Consider the following 17,072-nt stretch of genomic DNA (forward strand, 5'->3'; position numbering starts at 1 on the left):
AACATGAACAATCCGGATCGAGTCCGGCACTGGGCACGCAGACAACCGGCACGCATAGCGCACCGTTGATCCATGTTACGGGAAATTGCTCACCAGGCCAAATGCGGTCCCCGGCGGACCCGCCCGCCCGGCGCGAATTCCGCTTCCGAACCCCACCGGTCACGACTCGAAGGATGGTGTGCGTGCGCGCCCTGGTACAGCGAGTGACGTCCGCGTCGGTCCGGGTCGACGGCGACGAGGTGGGACGGATCACTCCCCCGGCCGGCGGCCACGGGCTGCTCGTCCTGGTCGGCGTCACCCACACGGACGACGCAGCGAAGGCGGCTCTGCTCGCGAAGAAGGTGTGGACCATGCGCATCCTGGAGAACGAGCAGTCCGCCGCCGACCTCGGCGCCCCGGTGCTCGTCGCCAGTCAGTTCACCCTGATGGCGGACACCCGCCGGGGCAGGCGCCCGTCCTGGTCCGCCGCGGCGCCGAGGCCCGTGGCGGAACCACTGGTGGACGAGTTCACCGGCGCCCTGCGCGAGCTGGGCGCCACCGTCGAGACGGGTGTGTTCGGCGAACACATGGAGATCAGCCTCGTCAACGACGGTCCGGTGACGCTACTGATCGACGTGTAGGCCCGCGCGCGGGCGCTCGCTACTCCGGACGCAGGGTGAGGATGCGCGGCCCGTCCTCGGTGACGGCGACCGTGTGCTCCCAATGCGCGGCACGAGTGCCGTCCGTGGTGACGACAGTCCAATCATCCTCGAGGACAACGGTATCCGTGGTCCCGAGGGTCAGCATCGGTTCGATCGCGAGAACGGATCCGACCACCAGTTGGGGTCCCTTGCCCGGGGCTCCCTCGTTGGCGAGGAACGGCTCCATGTGCATTTCGCGGCCGATGCCGTGACCGCCGTAGCCGTCGACGATGCCGTACTTGCGGTCGTGCGCGACCTCGGCGGCGCGGGTGCCGAGTTCGATGGCGTGCGAGATGTCGGTGAGCCGGTTGCCGGCCAGCATGGCCGCGATGCCCGCCTCCATCGACAGCCGGGTGGCCTCGCTGAGTTGCTGGTCCGCTTCGATGATGTCGCCGACACCGAAGGTCCACGCGGAGTCGCCGTGCCAGCCGTCGAGAATGGCGCCGCAGTCGATGGAGACGAGGTCTCCCTCGGCGAGAATGTCTTCTGCCGAGGGAATCCCGTGCACCACGCGATCGTTCACGGACGAACAGATCGACCCGCTGAACCCGTGGTAGCCCTTGAACGACGGCACGGCGCCTGCGCCGCGGATGACCGACTCGGCCACCTCGTCGAGTTCGAGCGTGCTCACACCCGGCTTCGCCGCTTCGCGGACCGCGACGAGAGCCGCACCGACGATGGCACCGGCGGCCGCCATCGCGTCCAGCTCGCCCGCGGTCCGGAACGGAACGACCTTGCGTTTACGCCCGAAGCCCATTACTTGCCCAGCGCTGCCAGTGCGCGAGCGTTGACCTCGTCGACCTCACCGAGGGCGTCGACGGTCACCAGCTGCTCCTTGTAGTAGTCCAGCAGCGGCGCGGTCTCCTCGCGGTACACCCGGAGCCGGTTGCGAATGACGTCTTCCTTGTCGTCGGCGCGGCCGCGGGCCAGCATCCGCTCGACCACGACGTCTTCGTCGACGATGAACGACAGCACTGCGTCGAGCTTGGTGTTCAGCTCGGCCAGGATCGCCTCGAGCGCCTGGGCCTGGTCGACGGTCCGGGGGAAGCCGTCCAGCAGGAAACCGTTGGCCGCGTCGGGCTCGCCGACGCGGGCCTTCACCATGTTGTTGGTGATCTCGCTGGGAACCAGGTCCCCGGCATCCAGGTACTTCTTCGCCTCGAGGCCGAGAGGGGTGGCCTGGCCGATGTTCGCGCGGAACAGGTCGCCCGTGGAGATGTGCGGGACGCCGAGCTTCTCGGACAGGATCGCGGCCTGGGTGCCCTTGCCAGCACCGGGAGGACCAAGGAGGACAAGTCTCACTTGAGGAACCCTTCGTAGTTACGTTGCATCAATTGACTTTCGATCTGCTTGACCGTGTCCAGGGCGACGCTGACGAGAATCAGCACGGCCGCACCACCGAAGATGCTGCTGGAGGTCTGGCTTCCGGACAGGAAGAAGTGGGGCAGCACCGCGATCAGGCCGAGGTAGATCGAGCCGGGAACGGTGATGCGGTTGAGCACGTAATTCAGGTAGTCCGCGGTGGGGCGACCCGGGCGGATACCGGGGATGAAGCCGCCGAACTTCTTCATCTCGTCCGCGCGCTCTTCCGGATTGAACGTGATCGCGACGTAGAAGAACACGAAGAACACGATCAGCGCGAAGTAGATCACGATGTACACCGGGTTGTTCGGATTCACCAGGTACTCGTTGATGATCCGCTGCCACCAGCTGGGGTCGGCGGACGACGTGGCACCGGTGAGCTGCGCGATGAGGTTGGGCAGGTACAGCAGCGAGGACGCGAAGATGACCGGGATGATGCCGGCCTGGTTGACCTTGAGCGGCAGGTACGTCGACGAACCGCCGTACATCTTGCGGCCGACCATGCGCTTGGCGTACTGCACCGGGATGCGCCGCTGGCCCTGCTCGACGAAGACCACGCCGGCGATGATGGCGAGCGCCGCGACGCAGATGATCGCGAAGATCAGTCCCCCGCGGCTGTCCAGGATGGCCTTGCCCTCGGACGGCAGGCGGGACGCGATACCCGAGAAGATCAGCAGCGACATGCCGTTGCCGACGCCGCGCTCGGTGATGACCTCGCCGAACCACATGACGAGGGCGGCGCCCGCGGTCATGACCAGCACGATGATCACGAGGCCGAAGATGCTCTTGTCGGCGATGATCTCTTCCTGGCATCCCTGCAGCAGCTGGCCGCGCGACGCGAGCGCCACGATGCCGGTGGCCTGCAGGATCGCCAGGGCGATCGACAGGTAGCGCGTGTACTGCGTCATCTTCGCCTGGCCGGACTGGCCTTCCTTCCGGAGTTCCTCGAACTTCGGAATGACGACCGTCAACAGCTGGACGATGATGCTGGCCGTGATGTACGGCATGATGCCGATCGCGAAGATGGACAGCTGCAGCAGTGCACCGCCGGAGAACAGGTTGATCAGCGAGTAGATGCCCGCGGAGTCGCCGCCCGACAGCTGATCGACGCACGATCGGACGTTGCCGTAGTCGACGCCCGGCGACGGGATCACCGCGCCGATGCGATACAGCGCAACGAGACCGAGCGCGATGAGGATCTTCCGCCTCAGGTCCGGGGTCCTGAGGGCCGAGACGAAGGCGGAAAGCAAAGATCCTCCTGGCACGACGGTGGGGAGACGAAGTCGTAGGCGACTTGTCCGTGAATGAACTCTAGAACTCTAACAGTGGCAACTGAACGCACAGTTGGGAGACCTGCGGCAGTGCCGCCCGTACAGCCGCAAATGGCCGCAGTACAGCGCGAGGCTGTACTGCGGCCATCTACTGGCTAGCGGTGATAGCTCACAGCTCGGTGGCGGTACCACCGGCAGCAGCGATCTTCTCCTTGGCGGAGCCGGTGAACTTGTCGACCGTCACCTGGACGGCGACAGTCAGGTCGCCGTCGCCGAGAACCTTGACGAGCTGGTTCTTGCGAACGGCACCCTTGGCAACGAGGTCCTCGACCGTGACCTGTCCACCTTCGGGGAACAGACGGGCGATGTCGCCGACGTTGACGACCTGGTACTCGGTGCGGAACGGGTTGGTGAAACCCTTGAGCTTGGGCAGACGCATGTGCAGCGGCATCTGTCCACCCTCGAAGGCGGCGGGCACGTTCTTGCGGGCCTTGGTGCCCTTCGTGCCGCGGCCTGCGGTCTTACCCTTGGAACCTTCACCACGACCGACGCGAGTCTTCTCGGTCTTGGCTCCCGGCGCGGGGCGCAGGTGATGCAGTTTGATGGTCATGGTTAGACCTCCTCAACTGTGACGAGGTGGCGCACCACGTTGATCAGACCGCGGTTCTGGGCATTGTCCTCGCGGACAACCGTCTGACGGATGCCCTTCAAACCGAGGGTGCGCAGCGAGTTCCGCTGGTTCTGCTTGGTACCGATGGTGCTCTTGATCTGAGTGACCTTGAGTTCGGCCATTACTTCACGCTCCCAGCCTGTGCGCGCGCACGCAGCATGCCGGCGGGGGCAACGTCCTCGAGGGTGAGACCGCGGCGAGCGGCAACTTCCTCGGGGCGCTGCAGGCCCTTGAGCGCAGCAACGGTCGCATGCACAACATTGATGGCGTTGTCGCTACCGAGCGACTTCGACAGAATGTCGTGGATGCCGGCGCATTCCAGCACGGCACGCACCGCGCCACCGGCGATGACACCGGTACCGGGGCTTGCCGGACGCAGCATGACGACGCCCGCTGCGGCCTCACCCTGAACCGGGTGCGTGATGGTGCTGCCGATCATCGGCACGCGGAAGAAGCTCTTGCGAGCCTCCTCGACGCCCTTCTGGATGGCCGCAGGAACTTCCTTGGCCTTGCCGTAGCCGACGCCGACCAGTCCGTTGCCGTCGCCCACGATCACCAGAGCGGTGAAGCTGAAGCGACGACCACCCTTGACGACCTTCGACACGCGGTTGATCGTGACGACGCGCTCGATGTGGTTCGACTTCTCGGCCGACTGTCCGCCGCGACGATCGTCGCGACCGCCACCACGACGATCGCCGCCGCCGCGGTTGTCCCCGGTGTTGGGGCCATTCTGTCCGGCGGGTCCGCTTCCGCCGTCACGCCTCTGACGTCCCGGCATCAGGCTGTCCTTCCGTTCATGTACTCGGTCTTGGTCATCAGAACTTCAACCCGCCTTCGCGAGCTGCGTCCGCAAGGGCCGCGATGCGACCGTGGTAGCCGTGTCCGCCGTGGTCGAACACGACGGTCTCGACACCGGCTGCCTTCGCGCGCTCGGCGATCAGCTGACCGACCTTCGCACTGAGGGCCTTCTTGTCGCCGTCCGCTGCACGCACGTCGGCCTCGGTGGTCGACGCCGCAGCCAGGGTGTGGCCTGCGAGGTCGTCCACGAGCTGGACGTGGATGTGGCGCGAGGACCGGTTGACGACCAAGCGGGGACGCTCGGGCGTGCCGGAGACCTTCTTGCGGAGACGGAAGTGACGACGCACCTTCGACAGGCGACGCTTCGTGGACGCATCCTTGCCGAGCGGAATCCGCTTGGCTTTCTGGTTTGCAGTCTGGCTCATATCACTTACCCGTCTTTCCGACCTTGCGGCGGATCTGCTCACCCTCGTAACGCACGCCCTTGCCCTTGTACGGGTCCGGACGACGGAGACGACGGATGTTGGCCGAGATCTGCCCGACCTTCTGCTTGTCGATGCCCGACACCGAGAACTTGGTGGGCGACTCGACCGCGAAGGTGATGCCTTCCGGAGCCTCGATCGGGACCGGGTGGCTGTAGCCGAGTGCGAACTCGAGGTCCTTGCCCTTGAGCGCGACGCGGTAACCGACGCCGTGAATCTCCATCTTGGTGGTGTAACCGTCGGTGACACCGGTGATGAGGTTCTGAACCAGGGTGCGAGACAGACCGTGCAGCGCGCGGCTGCGACGCTCGTCGTCCGGACGGGTCACGCTGAGCGTGCCGTCGTCGTTCTTCGCAATGGCAATCGGCTCGGAGATCGTCAGGGCCAGCGAGCCCTTGGGACCCTTGACCGTGATGTCCTGGCCGTCGATCGAGACGTCGACGCCGCCGGGGACGGTGACGGGAATCTTTCCAATACGCGACATTGTGGTGGCCTCCCTTACCAGACGTAGGCGAGGACTTCCCCGCCCACTCCTTGATTGGCCGCCTGGCGATCGGTGAGCAGGCCGGTGGACGTGGAAATGATCGCCACGCCGAGGCCGCCCAGAACCTTGGGCAGGTTGGTGGACTTCGCGTACACACGCAGACCGGGCTTGGAGACGCGGCGCACGCCGGCAAGGCTGCGCTCACGGCTCGGGCCGTACTTCAGGTCGACGATGAGGGTCTTGCCCACCTCGGCGTCTTCGGTGCGGTAGTCGGCGATGTAACCCTCGCGCTTGAGGATCTCGGCGATGTTCGCCTTGATCTTCGAGTGGGGCAACTTCACCTCATCGTGGTACGCCGTGTTGGCGTTGCGCAGACGCGTCAAGAAGTCTGCGATGGGGTCGGTCATGGTCATGAGGTTGACCTCTACCTTTCTCACAACGGTTCCCTCTGCCGTGTCCGGCGCAGGCCTATCGCGAAGTAGGTCTTACGTTTCCCGGTCCGAGGTTACGAACCGGAAGTCTGTGGGGGTGACGCCGTCGCCGTTGCGGCGACGGCGTCACCGGCTCACCAGGAGCTCTTGTGAACGCCGGGCAGCTCGCCGGCGTGCGCCATCTCACGGACGCAGATTCGGCACAGGCCGAACTTGCGGAACACCGAGTGCGGACGGCCGCAGCGCTGGCAGCGGGTGTAGGCGCGCACCGCGAACTTGGGCTTCTTGTTGGCCTTGTTGACCAATGCCTTCTTAGCCATTAGCTCAGTTCTCCTTGAACGGGAAGCCGAGGTGCTTCAGCAGGGCACGGCCTTCTTCGTTGTTGGTCGCGGTGGTCACCACGGTGATGTCCATGCCGCGCGGGCGGTCGATCTTGTCCACGTCGATCTCGTGGAACATCGACTGCTCGTTCAGGCCGAACGTGTAGTTGCCGTTGCCGTCGAACTGGTTGCCCGACAGGCCGCGGAAGTCCCTGATGCGGGGAAGCGCGACGGACACGAGACGGTCCAGGAACTCCCACATGCGGTCGCCACGCAGCGTGACGCGGGCACCGATCGGCATTCCCTCGCGGAGCTTGAACTGCGCGATGGACTTGCGCGCCTTGCGGATCTCGGGCTTCTGACCGGTGATCAGGGCGAGATCGTTGACGGCACCGTTGATCAGCTTCGCGTCGCGCGCGGCGTCACCGACACCCATGTTGACGACGACCTTGACGACGCCTGGGATCTGCATCACGTTGGCGTAGTCGAACTCGGTGTTCAGCGCAGCCTTGATCTCCTCGCGGTAGCGAGTCTTCAGGCGCGGCTGGATCTTGTTCTCAGTGGAGGTCATGTCAGATGTCCTTCCCGTTCTTCCGGGAAATCCGAACGCGCTTGCCGGACTCTTCGTCGGTCCGGTAGCCCACGCGAGTGGGGTTGCCGTCCGAGTCGACGACCGCGACGTTGGAAACGTGGATCGGGGCTTCCTGCGTGACGATGCCGCCGGAGGAAGCTCCGCGCTCGTTCGCGGAAACCGCGGTGTGCTTCTTGATGCGGTTCACGCCTTCGACGAGGACCTTGTTGGTCGCGGGGTAGGCCTGGATGACCTTGCCCTTCGCGCCCTTGTCCTTGCCGGCGATGACCAGCACGGTGTCACCCTTGTGCACCTTCATCACAGCACCTCCGGGGCGAGCGAGACGATCTTCATGAACTTCTTCTCACGCAGCTCACGGCCGACGGGGCCGAAGATGCGGGTGCCACGGGGATCGTTGTCCGGCTTGATGAGGACGGCGGCGTTCTCGTCGAACTTGATGTACGACCCGTCCGGACGGCGGCGTTCCTTGGTGGTGCGGACGATGACGGCCTTGACGACCTCGCCCTTCTTGATGTTTCCACCCGGGATGGCGTCCTTGACGGTGGCGACGATGATGTCACCGATCCCGGCGTAGCGGCGAGACGAACCACCGAGAACGCGGATGCAGAGAATCTCCTTGGCACCCGTGTTGTCGGCGACGCGCAGCCGCGACTCCTGCTGAATCACTTACTTCTCCTTGACCTGGACTGTTGCACGGCAGATTTCCGACCCGACGTGCGCGGTCTGCACCCGTGCCCTGCGAGAGGGGCCGCCCGGGTGGGCGGCACAACGGTGGGGTTGCCGTGCGTCGGCCGCAAGGCAACCCCACCATCGTACTGGATGCATTATTCGGTTTCTTACTTGGCCTTCTCGAGGACCTCGACGAGACGCCAGTGCTTGGTCGCGGACAGCGGACGGGTCTCCATCAGCTGCACGCGGTCACCGATGCCTGCGACGCCGTTCTCGTCGTGCGCCTTCACCTTGCTGGTGCGCCGGATGATCTTGCCGTAGAGCGGGTGCTTGACCCGGTCCTCGAGCTCGACCACGATCGTCTTCTCCATCTTGTCGGAGACGACGTATCCGGTGCGGACCTTACGGCTGCCGCGCTCTTCAGTGCTCACTGCTTTTTCCTCACTCATGCCGCGTCACCTGCGTCCGGACCGACGGCCAGCCCGAGCTCACGCTCACGCAGAACGGTGTAGATGCGCGCGATCTCGTGACGGACGGTACGCAGTCGACGGTTGTTGTCCATCTGACCCGTGGCCATCTGGAAACGAAGGTTGAACAGCTCTTCCTTCGACTCACGAAGCCGGGTGACCAGCTCTTCTTCGGTGAGCTCGCGGAGCTCTGCGGCTGGGGTTCCAGTAGCCATCAGAACTGCTCCTCCCTTGTCACGATCCGGCACTTGCACGGGAGCTTGTGCATCGCGCGACGCAGGGCCTCACGAGCGATCTCCTCATTGGGGTAGCTCATTTCGAACATCACGCGACCGGGCTTGACGTTCGCGATCCACCACTCGGGCGAACCCTTACCGGAACCCATGCGGGTTTCGGCCGGCTTCTTGGTGAGGGGGCGATCCGGGAAGATGTTGATCCAGATCTTGCCGCCACGCTTGATGTGCCGGGTCATGGCGATACGAGCGGACTCGATCTGCCGGTTGGTGATGTAGGCGGGCTCGAGAGCCTGGATGCCGTAGTCACCGAAGGTCACCTGGGTTCCACCCTTGGCGGCACCCGAACGGCTCGGATGGTGCTGCTTGCGGTGCTTGACCCGCCGTGGGATCAACATGCGTCAGCCCTCCTTCTGTTCAGTCGTAGCGGGTGCATCGGCGGTGGCGGTCGCTGCGCGGCCGGCCTCGGTGCTGGTCGCGGTGGTGCCGGTGGCACCGGAGCGACGGGGACGGCTCGGACGCTCACGCCGCGGGCGGTCGCCTGCGGGAGCAGCCACGTTGGCGGCGAGCTCACGCTTGCCACCTACGATGTCGCCCTTGTAGATCCAGACCTTCACGCCGATGCGGCCGAAGGTGGTCTTGGCCTCGTAGAGGCCGTAGTCGATGTCCGCACGAAGCGTGTGCAGCGGCACACGGCCTTCGCGGTAGAACTCCGACCGGGACATCTCGGCGCCGCCGAGACGACCGGAGCACTGAACGCGGATTCCCTTGACGTTGGGCTGACGCATGGCCGACTGGATGGCCTTGCGCATCGCGCGACGGAAGGCGACACGGTTCGAGAGCTGCTCGGCCACACCCTGTGCGACGAGCTGAGCCTCGGCCTCGGCGTTCTTGACCTCGAGGATGTTCAGCTGGACCTGCTTGCCGGTCAGCTTCTCGAGCTCGGAACGGATGCGATCGGCTTCGGCGCCGCGGCGGCCGATGACGATGCCCGGGCGGGCGGTGTGGATGTCGACACGAACACGGTCACGCGTGCGCTCGATCTCGACCTTCGCGATGCCCGCGCGCTCCATGCCGGTGGCGAGGAGCTTACGGATCGCGACGTCTTCCTTGACGTACTCCGCGTACTGCTTGTCTGCGTACCAGCGAGACTTCCAGTCGGTGGTGATGCCGAGGCGGAAGCCGTGCGGGTTGATTTTCTGGCCCACTACTGAGCACTTCCCTTCCGGCGATTACGGGTCGATGTTCCGGTCTTCGGCAGGCTCTCCACGATCACGGTGATGTGACTGGTGCGCTTGCGGATACGGAACGCACGTCCCTGTGCACGCGGCTGGAACCGCTTGAGGGTCGCGCCCTCGTCCACGAACGCCGTGGCGACGACAAGCGTGCTCGGGTCGAGGTCGAGGTTGTTCTCGGCGTTGGCCGCTGCGGAGGCGATCACCTTGGCGACCGGCTCGCTCGCTGCCTGCGGCGCGAACTTCAGGATGTTCAGGGCGTCTTCAACCGAACGCCCGCGGACCAGGTCCACAACGCGACGCGCCTTCATCGGCGTGACGCGCACGTGGCGCGCTACTGCCTTGGCGGTCGGGTTGGCGGTTTCGGTGTTGCTCATCGCCTCTTCGCCTTCCGATCATCCTTGATGTGACCCTTGAACGTGCGGGTCGGTGCAAACTCTCCGAGCTTGTGTCCGACCATCGAGTCGGAAACGAACACGGGGACGTGCTTGCGGCCGTCGTGAACCGCAAACGTGTGGCCGATGAAGTCCGGGATGATCGTGGAACGACGGGACCAGGTCTTGATGACCTGCTTGGTTCCCTTTTCGTTCTGCACGTCCACCTTCGCGAGGAGGTGGTCATCGACGAACGGGCCCTTCTTGAGGCTGCGTGGCATCCTTCACTCCCTCCTAGCGCTTGTTCTTGCCGGTACGGCGACGACGGACAATGAGCTTGTCGCTCGCCTTGTTCTTGCGGGTGCGGCCCTCGGGCTTGCCCCACGGGCTGACCGGGTGGCGACCACCGGAGGTCTTACCCTCACCACCACCGTGCGGGTGGTCGACCGGGTTCATCACGACACCACGGACGGTCGGGCGCTTGCCCTTCCAGCGCATACGGCCGGCCTTGCCCCAGTTGATGTTCGACTGTTCGGCGTTGCCGACCTCACCGATCGAGGCGCGGCAGCGAACGTCGACGCGACGGATTTCGCCGGACGGCATACGCAGCGTGGCGTAGGTGCCTTCCTTACCCAGCAGCTGGATGCTGGATCCGGCCGAGCGGGCCATCTTGGCGCCGCCACCCGGGCGGAGTTCCACCGCGTGGATGGTGGTACCCGTCGGGATGTTGCGCAGGGGCAGGTTGTTGCCGGGCTTGATGTCGGCGCCGGCACCGGACTCGACCGGTGCACCCTGGAACAGGCCCTTGGGGGCGATGATGTAGCGCTTCTCGCCGTCCGCGTAGTGCAGCAGGGCGATACGCGCGGTGCGGTTGGGGTCGTACTCGATGTGAGCGACCTTGGCCGGCACGCCGTCCTTGTCGTTGCGACGGAAATCGATCAGCCGGTAGGCGCGCTTGTGTCCGCCACCCTTGTGCCGGGTGGTGATACGACCGTGTGCGTTACGTCCACCGCGTCCGTGGAGCGGGCGAACCAGCGACTTCTCGGGGGTCGACCGAGTGATCTCGGCGAAGTCCGAGACGCTCGAGCCACGACGGCCCGGGGTAGTCGGCTTGTACTTACGGATTGCCATGAGTCTTCTCGTCCTCTATGTCTCGTCAAGTCCCGGCGCTTACGCGACCGGTCCTCCGAAGATCTCGATGGGCTTGCTGTCGGCCGAGAGGGTCACGAGCGCGCGCTTGGTGTCCTTGCGCTTGCCGTAACCGAACCGGGTCCGCTTGCGCTTGCCCTGACGGTTGGCGGTGTTGACGCTGGTCACGGTGACGCCGAAGATCTTCTCGACGGCAATCTTGATCTGCGTCTTGTTCGAGTCCGGGTGCACCAGGAAGGTGTAGGTGCCTTCCTCGATCAGTCCGTAGGACTTCTCGGAGATGACCGGGGCGAGCAGGATGTCGCGGGGATCGGCGATGGTGCTCACTTGCCCTCCTCCTTGTTCTCTTCCTGGGCGGTCTCGGCGGGCCCGTGGATGAACGCGTTGAGCGCCTCGACGCTGAACACGACGTCATCGCTGTTGAGCACGTCGTAGGTGTTGAGCTGGTCGGGTGCGATGGGGTGCACGCCGTCCAGATTCTGGACGCTCTTCCAGGCCGCGATGTCCGCGCGTCCGACGACGAGCAGGACCTTCTTGCGATCCGAGATCTCGCCGAGGAAGGTGCGGGCGGACTTCGTGGACGGAGTCTGACCGGCGACCAGTTCGGTGATCACGTGGATGCGCTCGTTGCGGGCCCGGTCGGAGAGGGCTCCGCGCAGAGCGGCGGCCTTCATCTTCTTGGGGGTCCGCTGGCTGTAGTCGCGCGGCTGCGGGCCGTGGACGGTGCCACCACCGGCGAACTGCGGTGCACGGGTCGAGCCCTGACGAGCGCGGCCGGTGCCCTTCTGGCGGTACGGCTTCTTGCCACCGCCGCGAACCTCGCCGCGGGTCTTGGTGGAGTGGGTGCCCTGACGTGCAGCGGCGAGCTGCGCGACGACAACCTGGTGAAGAAGCGCGATGTTGGCAGGCGCGTCGAAGATCTCCGCGGGGAGATCGACGGTGCCGTTGGTCTTGCCGCCGGCGACCTTGACGTCCAGCGTCAGCTTGGTCGTCGATGTCTCGGTGCTGGTCATGCTCGTGCACCACCCTTCACTGCACTCTTGACGATCACGAGGCCACCCTTGCGGCCGGGGATCGCACCCTTGATCAGCAGCAGGCCGTTCTCGGCGTCCACCTTGTGAACGGAGAGGTTCTGCGTCGTGATGCGGTCGCTACCCATGCGGCCGGACATGCGCATGCCCTTGAACACGCGGCCCGGAGTGGCGCAACCACCGATGGAACCGGGGCGACGGTGAACGGCCTGTGCACCGTGCGATGCACCCTGACCGGCGAAGCCGTGGCGCTTCATGGTTCCGGCGAAGCCCTTACCCTTGCTGGTTCCGGTGACGTCGACGTAGGCGCCGTCCTCGAAGACCTCGGCGGTAAGTTCCTGGCCGACCTCGTACTCCGAGGTGTCGGCAACGCGGAGCTCCACAACGTGGCGGCGCGGGGTGACGCCGGCCTTGGCGAACTGGCCGGAAGTCGGCTTGTTCACCTTGCGCGGGTCGATGGCGCCGAACGCGAGCTGCACGGCGCTGTAGCCGTCACGCTCTTCGGTACGAATCTGGGTCACGACGTTCGGTCCGGCCTTCACGACGGTGACCGGAACGACCCGGTTGTTCTCGTCGAAGACCTGGGTCATGCCGAGCTTGGTGCCCAGGATTCCCTTGATCTTGGTATCAGTCATTGTTTTTGTCTCCGCCGCGCTCACTGAATGTTGACGTCGACGCTGGCCGGAAGGTCGATGCGCATGAGCGCGTCAACCGTCTTGGGCGTCGGGTCGAGGATGTCGATAAGCCGCTTGTGAGTACGCATCTCGAAGTGCTCGCGCGAGTCCTTGTACTTGTGCGGCGAGCGGATGACGCAGTACACGTTCTTTTCGGTCGGCAACGGCACGGGTCCAACGACGCGGGCCCCGGTACGGGTCACCGTCTCGACGATCTTGCGCGCTGACGCGTCGATCGCCTCATGGTCGTAGGCCTTGAGCCTGATGCGGATCTTCTGTCCCGCCACGCTTAGTGTCCTTTTCTTGCCGCGTTTCGTAGTCCCACCCGAGTCGGGCCGAACTACCTCGTCTGCACAGTCCCTTACCTGGGCCGCAACTGTCCGAACGCTAGGCGACCGGGACACACCCGATCCGCTGCCGCTGTTCATCTGTCATGGTTCTCCGGTACACGCGGTCGGGCGTGTCGCCCTCCCACTCATTCTCCGACCCGCAACTTTTCAGCTCTTCGGGCCGGGAACGCGTACCGGATGCACTCGTTTCGAGTGCCAGTAGGTACTGCTTCCGTCTTGCATGTGGCCGCGAGCAGGTCATTCGATCTACACCGCGACGTTTCACCCCACCTGTTTCGGGCCGCAAACGATCGCGTCCCAGACAAGGCAACCCGACCAGTATGCCGTACCGGGCAGAAGAGATCAAACCGGGCTCGATCACTCCCGCCGGGCTCAAACTTACTTTCAAGTAAGATCTGGGCATGACACCCTCGAGCCCCACTTACGCCGCCTGGCAGAAGCTCCCCGACAACGCGCTCGGACACGCGTTGTTCTCCGTCGGCATGTGCCTCCGCGTCCCCTACTTCGGTTCGGTGCTCCCCCGCGTCGTCGAGATGCGGCCGGGCCGTTGCGAGGTGCGGGCGCCGAAGTGGTGGGGCGTCCGCAACCACCTGGGCACGTTCCATGCGATCGCCGCGTGCAACCTCGCCGAAGCCGCCATGGGCATGCTGTCCGAGGCGACCGTGCCGTCCACCCACCGGTGGATCCCCAAGTCGATGACCGTCGACTACCTCGCCAAGGCGAACGGCCCGCTGCGCGCCATTGCGGAACTGACGGAACTGCCGGACTTCGGCGCGATCACCGCGGGCACCGACGTGGTCGTGCCCGTGCGCATCCTCGACCGCCGGGGAGCCGAGGTGGTCCACGCCGACATCACGACGTGGGTCACGCCGCGATAGAGCGCGAAAGGCGCATGTCGAAGCTCACATTCGGTCCGGCGGTCGTGGCGGCGACCCGAATTACCCTGTGGCACTTGCTCGGATCCGGAACGTCGCGGCACAGCACGATCTTCCGGCCGGACGGGATCGATTCCACCACGGCCGCCGGGGCCGAAGTGGTACAGACGTCCGGCATTTATCGCGGACCTGTCTCTCCCCGTTACACACGATTTCAGTCCGTGTTCCGCGGGCGGGGAGGTCTTCGCCGGTCTGCTTTGATCGCCCTCTTCGCGTGACATACTCGAGGACATGCCAGCACCTGACACCGCCGTTCTTGTCGAGGGAATCGAGAAATCCTTCGGAGACGTAGCAGCGTTGCGGGGTGTCAGCTTCGAGGTGCCCCGCGGCACGGTGCTGGGCATCCTGGGCCCCAACGGCGCCGGGAAGACCACCACCGTCAACGTGCTGTCGACGTTGCTGCGCCCCGATGCCGGCCGCGCATTCGTCGCCGGGCACGACGTGGTCGAGGAGGCGGCCGACGTCCGTCGCAGCATCATGATGACGGGTCAGTACGCCGCACTGGACGAGTCGCTGACCGGGCGCGAGAATCTCGTGCTGTTCGGCCGGCTGATGGGCCTGCCCAAGGCGTCCGCGAAATCGCGCGCGCAAGATCTGCTGACGCAGTTCGATCTGCTCGACGCGGGTGACCGGAAGGTGTCCGGGTATTCCGGCGGTATGCGCCGGCGTGTCGACATCGCCTGCGGCCTCGTGATCCGTCCCGAGGTCGTGTTCCTCGACGAGCCGACCACCGGCCTCGATCCCCGCAGCCGCCAGGGCGTGTGGTCCCTGGTGTCCGCGCTCAAGGAGCAGGGCATCACGATCCTGCTGACGACGCAGTACCTCGAGGAGGCCGACCTCCTCAGCGACAACATCGTCGTGATCGACAAGGGCACCGTGATCGCCGAGGGCACGGCGGACGAGTTGAAGGCCCGGACCGGCGGAAGCTACTGCGAGGTCGTCCCGGTCAGCCTCGACGACCTGCCCCGCGTCCGGGAGATCCTCACGAGCCTGTGCCCACCCGGCAGGGTCATCGAGGAAGGCACCGACCGGTTGTCGATTCCGGCCGAGCACGGCGCCCAGACCCTCGCCGAAGTTCTGCGCCGACTCGACCTCGCCGGCGTCACCCTCGCCGACATCGCCCTGCGGCGCCCGTCCCTCGACGACGTGTTCCTCTCCCTCACCGGCCACGTCCGCGTCGACGAGAGCCTGCCGTCGTGACGGCGCCCGCCCAGCTCGGATTCGAGAGCACCCTCGGCAGCAGGCACCGGCGACCGCATCCGTCGAGCGTCCAGCAGTGGATTGCGTTGTCCGCACGCAACCTGCACACGATGTGGGTCTTCGGCCAGTTCTTCATCGCAGTGCTGGCGCCGTTGATCTTCACCATCGGCTTCTACCTTCCGCTACGCCTGGTCATGAAGTTCCAGGGCATCGACTACGCACAGTTCGTCATGCCGATCATCGTCCTGCAGGCGATGGCGTTCACCGCGATCTCGGCAGCGCACCGCGCGGCCACCGAGGCGTCGAACGGGATGAATTCCCGGTTCCAGACGATGCCGGTCAAGGCGGCGGTCCCGCTGACGGCGCGTATGACCGCGTGCCTCGTGCACTCGACGATCTCACTCGTCGCCGCGATCGGTTACGGATACGCGATCGGCTTCCGGTTCTCCGGCGGACTGGGGATGACCGCGGCGTTCTGCGGGCTGGCGATGCTGATCGGGTTCACCCTCACGACGGGCGCCGATGCCCTCGGCACCCTCACCCGCAGTCCCGAGGTCACCAGTCAGGCGCTGACGCTCCCCCAGCTGATCCTCGGCATGTTCTCCTCCGGTTTCGTTCCGGTGACGCAGTTCCCCGAGTGGGCACAGGGCTTCGTGCGAAATCAGCCCATCTCGCAGTTCTCCTCGTCCATGCGTGCAATGACGGATGGCACCATCACGTTCCACCAGCTGACACCCACTCTGTTGTGGTGCGGCGGGCTGGCGCTGGTCTTCATTCCGTTGTCGATCTGGTCGAATGTGAGGCGCGGATGACCACCGAGTACCGATCCGACACACCGGCGACGGTGACGTTTCCCGAGGTGACCGAACCCCACCCGGAGAACTCCCTCACCGCGCTGTTCTCGCACAGCCTGCTGCAGACCAAGCGCCTTCTGCTTCGCTGGGCCCGGGACCCGTACACGATGCTGCAGGCGATCGTGTACCCGGCGTTGATGTTGCTGATGTTCTGGGCGGTGCTCGGGATTTCGATCACCAAGGCCACCGGCGTGAACAGTGTCTTCGGGACCGTTCCGATGATCACGCTCGTCGGCGCGATGTTCGGTTCCATTGCCGGCGGTCTGTCGTTGAAGAAGGAATGGGCGGACGGGCTCCTGAGCCGTTTCTGGGTGCTGCCCGTGCACCGCGCGTCGGGCCTGCTCAGCCGCCTCATGGCCGAATCCGTGCGGATCGTGCTCACCACCGTACTGATCATCGCGGTCGGTTTCGCCATCGGGTTCCGGTTCAACCAGGGCATTCTCGCCGGCATCGCCCTGATGTTGCTGCCGCTGCTGTTCGGGGTGAGTTTCGCGACGATGGTGACGGCCCTCGCGGTCAACGCGGCGAAGGCGCCCCTCGTCGAACTCCTGTCGCTGCTGTGCACTCTGCTGCTGTTCTTCAATTCGGGATTCGTCCCCACCGGCGCCTACCCCACGTGGCTCCAGCCGTTCGTGGAGAACCAGCCGATGTCCTGCGCGATCGATGCGATGAAGGGACTGTCGATGGGCGGTCCCGTCGCGGAACCTCTGCTGAAGACGATCGCGTGGTCGGTCGGCGGCCTGCTGATCTTCACCTACCCCGCGGTGCGCGGTTACCGCCGGGCCGCGGGCAACCCGGCGTGACAACCGCG

At 65.3% G+C, this 17,072-nt stretch carries 29 protein-coding genes; 5 read left to right on the top strand and 24 right to left on the bottom strand.

Annotated elements, in window-relative coordinates:
• Positions 1 to 182 precede the first annotated feature (182 nt).
• A complete protein-coding gene (gene dtd / locus P3H15_RS02590; RefSeq protein ID WP_276135820.1) occupies positions 183 to 620 on the top strand; it encodes a D-aminoacyl-tRNA deacylase in 438 nt (145 codons plus the stop codon).
• Positions 621 to 639: 19 nt separating this feature from the next.
• Here dtd and map read toward each other — a convergent pair whose 3' ends face one another.
• From map to rpsJ, 24 genes are all read right to left on the bottom strand, one after another.
• Positions 640 to 1,437 (bottom strand): type I methionyl aminopeptidase, encoded by a 798-nt coding sequence (map, locus tag P3H15_RS02595; protein ID WP_072945709.1) that lies wholly within the window; start codon positions 1,435 to 1,437, stop codon positions 640 to 642.
• A complete protein-coding gene (locus tag P3H15_RS02600; protein ID WP_072945707.1) occupies positions 1,437 to 1,982 on the bottom strand; it encodes an adenylate kinase in 546 nt (181 codons plus the stop codon). The genes map and P3H15_RS02600 overlap by 1 nt, the downstream gene beginning before the upstream one ends.
• The gene (secY, locus tag P3H15_RS02605) at positions 1,979 to 3,292 is read right to left on the bottom strand and encodes a preprotein translocase subunit SecY (RefSeq protein WP_072945705.1); all 1,314 of its coding nucleotides are present in this window, start codon (positions 3,290 to 3,292) and stop codon (positions 1,979 to 1,981) included. Before secY ends, P3H15_RS02600 begins: the two co-directional genes overlap by 4 nt.
• A gap of 190 nt (positions 3,293 to 3,482) precedes the next feature.
• On the bottom strand, positions 3,483 to 3,923 hold the full coding sequence (gene rplO / locus P3H15_RS02610) for a 50S ribosomal protein L15 (protein WP_015889922.1): 441 nt from the start codon (positions 3,921 to 3,923) through the stop codon (positions 3,483 to 3,485).
• 2 nt (positions 3,924 to 3,925) lie between these two features.
• Complete coding sequence (rpmD, locus tag P3H15_RS02615) at positions 3,926 to 4,105, bottom strand: 50S ribosomal protein L30 (RefSeq protein ID WP_005253859.1); 180 nt, start codon at positions 4,103 to 4,105, stop codon at positions 3,926 to 3,928.
• Positions 4,105 to 4,761: a 30S ribosomal protein S5 gene (rpsE, locus tag P3H15_RS02620; RefSeq protein ID WP_276135821.1), complete on the bottom strand. Its 657-nt coding sequence runs from the start codon at positions 4,759 to 4,761 to the stop codon at positions 4,105 to 4,107. The genes rpmD and rpsE overlap by 1 nt, the downstream gene beginning before the upstream one ends.
• Before the next feature lie 37 nt (positions 4,762 to 4,798).
• Positions 4,799 to 5,206 (bottom strand): 50S ribosomal protein L18, encoded by a 408-nt coding sequence (gene rplR, locus P3H15_RS02625; RefSeq protein WP_015889921.1) that lies wholly within the window; start codon positions 5,204 to 5,206, stop codon positions 4,799 to 4,801.
• A gap of 1 nt (position 5,207) precedes the next feature.
• The gene (rplF, locus tag P3H15_RS02630; protein ID WP_276135822.1) at positions 5,208 to 5,747 is read right to left on the bottom strand and encodes a 50S ribosomal protein L6; all 540 of its coding nucleotides are present in this window, start codon (positions 5,745 to 5,747) and stop codon (positions 5,208 to 5,210) included.
• 14 nt (positions 5,748 to 5,761) lie between these two features.
• Entirely contained in the window at positions 5,762 to 6,160 is a 399-nt protein-coding gene (rpsH, locus tag P3H15_RS02635; protein WP_005239657.1) for a 30S ribosomal protein S8, read from the bottom strand.
• Positions 6,161 to 6,312: 152 nt separating this feature from the next.
• Entirely contained in the window at positions 6,313 to 6,498 is a 186-nt protein-coding gene (locus P3H15_RS02640; RefSeq protein ID WP_005239644.1) for a type Z 30S ribosomal protein S14, read from the bottom strand.
• 4 nt (positions 6,499 to 6,502) lie between these two features.
• Complete coding sequence (rplE, locus tag P3H15_RS02645; RefSeq protein ID WP_005239642.1) at positions 6,503 to 7,069, bottom strand: 50S ribosomal protein L5; 567 nt, start codon at positions 7,067 to 7,069, stop codon at positions 6,503 to 6,505.
• Position 7,070: 1 nt separating this feature from the next.
• Positions 7,071 to 7,388, bottom strand: coding sequence for a 50S ribosomal protein L24 (rplX, locus tag P3H15_RS02650; RefSeq protein ID WP_005239640.1), 318 nt, complete (start codon positions 7,386 to 7,388; stop codon positions 7,071 to 7,073).
• Positions 7,388 to 7,756, bottom strand: coding sequence for a 50S ribosomal protein L14 (gene rplN, locus P3H15_RS02655; protein ID WP_005239639.1), 369 nt, complete (start codon positions 7,754 to 7,756; stop codon positions 7,388 to 7,390). Before rplN ends, rplX begins: the two co-directional genes overlap by 1 nt.
• A gap of 170 nt (positions 7,757 to 7,926) precedes the next feature.
• Positions 7,927 to 8,208, bottom strand: a complete 282-nt coding sequence (rpsQ, locus tag P3H15_RS02660) for a 30S ribosomal protein S17 (protein WP_005239638.1) — start codon at positions 8,206 to 8,208, stop codon at positions 7,927 to 7,929.
• Complete coding sequence (gene rpmC, locus P3H15_RS02665) at positions 8,205 to 8,441, bottom strand: 50S ribosomal protein L29 (RefSeq protein WP_005239637.1); 237 nt, start codon at positions 8,439 to 8,441, stop codon at positions 8,205 to 8,207. The genes rpsQ and rpmC overlap by 4 nt, the downstream gene beginning before the upstream one ends.
• Positions 8,441 to 8,857 (bottom strand): 50S ribosomal protein L16, encoded by a 417-nt coding sequence (gene rplP / locus P3H15_RS02670; protein ID WP_005239636.1) that lies wholly within the window; start codon positions 8,855 to 8,857, stop codon positions 8,441 to 8,443. The genes rpmC and rplP overlap by 1 nt, the downstream gene beginning before the upstream one ends.
• Before the next feature lie 3 nt (positions 8,858 to 8,860).
• Complete coding sequence (rpsC, locus tag P3H15_RS02675; protein ID WP_005239635.1) at positions 8,861 to 9,667, bottom strand: 30S ribosomal protein S3; 807 nt, start codon at positions 9,665 to 9,667, stop codon at positions 8,861 to 8,863.
• On the bottom strand, positions 9,667 to 10,071 hold the full coding sequence (rplV, locus tag P3H15_RS02680) for a 50S ribosomal protein L22 (protein ID WP_005239634.1): 405 nt from the start codon (positions 10,069 to 10,071) through the stop codon (positions 9,667 to 9,669). The genes rpsC and rplV overlap by 1 nt, the downstream gene beginning before the upstream one ends.
• On the bottom strand, positions 10,068 to 10,349 hold the full coding sequence (gene rpsS / locus P3H15_RS02685; RefSeq protein WP_003940820.1) for a 30S ribosomal protein S19: 282 nt from the start codon (positions 10,347 to 10,349) through the stop codon (positions 10,068 to 10,070). Before rpsS ends, rplV begins: the two co-directional genes overlap by 4 nt.
• A 13-nt stretch (positions 10,350 to 10,362) precedes the next feature.
• A complete protein-coding gene (gene rplB / locus P3H15_RS02690) occupies positions 10,363 to 11,199 on the bottom strand; it encodes a 50S ribosomal protein L2 (RefSeq protein ID WP_015889918.1) in 837 nt (278 codons plus the stop codon).
• 39 nt (positions 11,200 to 11,238) lie between these two features.
• Positions 11,239 to 11,544 (bottom strand): 50S ribosomal protein L23, encoded by a 306-nt coding sequence (gene rplW, locus P3H15_RS02695; RefSeq protein WP_005239632.1) that lies wholly within the window; start codon positions 11,542 to 11,544, stop codon positions 11,239 to 11,241.
• A complete protein-coding gene (rplD, locus tag P3H15_RS02700) occupies positions 11,541 to 12,230 on the bottom strand; it encodes a 50S ribosomal protein L4 (protein WP_072945699.1) in 690 nt (229 codons plus the stop codon). Before rplD ends, rplW begins: the two co-directional genes overlap by 4 nt.
• Positions 12,227 to 12,883: a 50S ribosomal protein L3 gene (gene rplC, locus P3H15_RS02705; protein ID WP_009479366.1), complete on the bottom strand. Its 657-nt coding sequence runs from the start codon at positions 12,881 to 12,883 to the stop codon at positions 12,227 to 12,229. The genes rplD and rplC overlap by 4 nt, the downstream gene beginning before the upstream one ends.
• 20 nt (positions 12,884 to 12,903) lie before the next feature.
• Positions 12,904 to 13,209: a 30S ribosomal protein S10 gene (rpsJ, locus tag P3H15_RS02710; RefSeq protein WP_003938093.1), complete on the bottom strand. Its 306-nt coding sequence runs from the start codon at positions 13,207 to 13,209 to the stop codon at positions 12,904 to 12,906.
• Between the two features lie 464 nt (positions 13,210 to 13,673).
• Here rpsJ and P3H15_RS02715 point away from each other — a divergent pair, with 464 nt between their 5' ends.
• The 4 genes from P3H15_RS02715 (at position 13,674) to P3H15_RS02730 (ending at position 17,064) form a co-directional block, all read left to right on the top strand.
• Positions 13,674 to 14,150, top strand: a complete 477-nt coding sequence (locus P3H15_RS02715) for a hotdog fold domain-containing protein (protein ID WP_276135823.1) — start codon at positions 13,674 to 13,676, stop codon at positions 14,148 to 14,150.
• A 288-nt stretch (positions 14,151 to 14,438) separates the two neighbouring features.
• Positions 14,439 to 15,407: an ATP-binding cassette domain-containing protein gene (locus tag P3H15_RS02720; RefSeq protein ID WP_276135824.1), complete on the top strand. Its 969-nt coding sequence runs from the start codon at positions 14,439 to 14,441 to the stop codon at positions 15,405 to 15,407.
• Positions 15,404 to 16,219, top strand: coding sequence for an ABC transporter permease (locus P3H15_RS02725; RefSeq protein ID WP_276135825.1), 816 nt, complete (start codon positions 15,404 to 15,406; stop codon positions 16,217 to 16,219). The genes P3H15_RS02720 and P3H15_RS02725 overlap by 4 nt, the downstream gene beginning before the upstream one ends.
• Positions 16,216 to 17,064, top strand: a complete 849-nt coding sequence (locus P3H15_RS02730) for an ABC transporter permease (protein WP_276135826.1) — start codon at positions 16,216 to 16,218, stop codon at positions 17,062 to 17,064. The genes P3H15_RS02725 and P3H15_RS02730 overlap by 4 nt, the downstream gene beginning before the upstream one ends.
• The last annotated feature ends 8 nt before the right edge of the window (positions 17,065 to 17,072 follow it).

The organism is Rhodococcus sp. T2V (genome assembly GCF_029269925.1).
Taxonomy (GTDB): Bacteria; Actinomycetota; Actinomycetes; order Mycobacteriales; family Mycobacteriaceae; genus Rhodococcus_F; species Rhodococcus_F koreensis.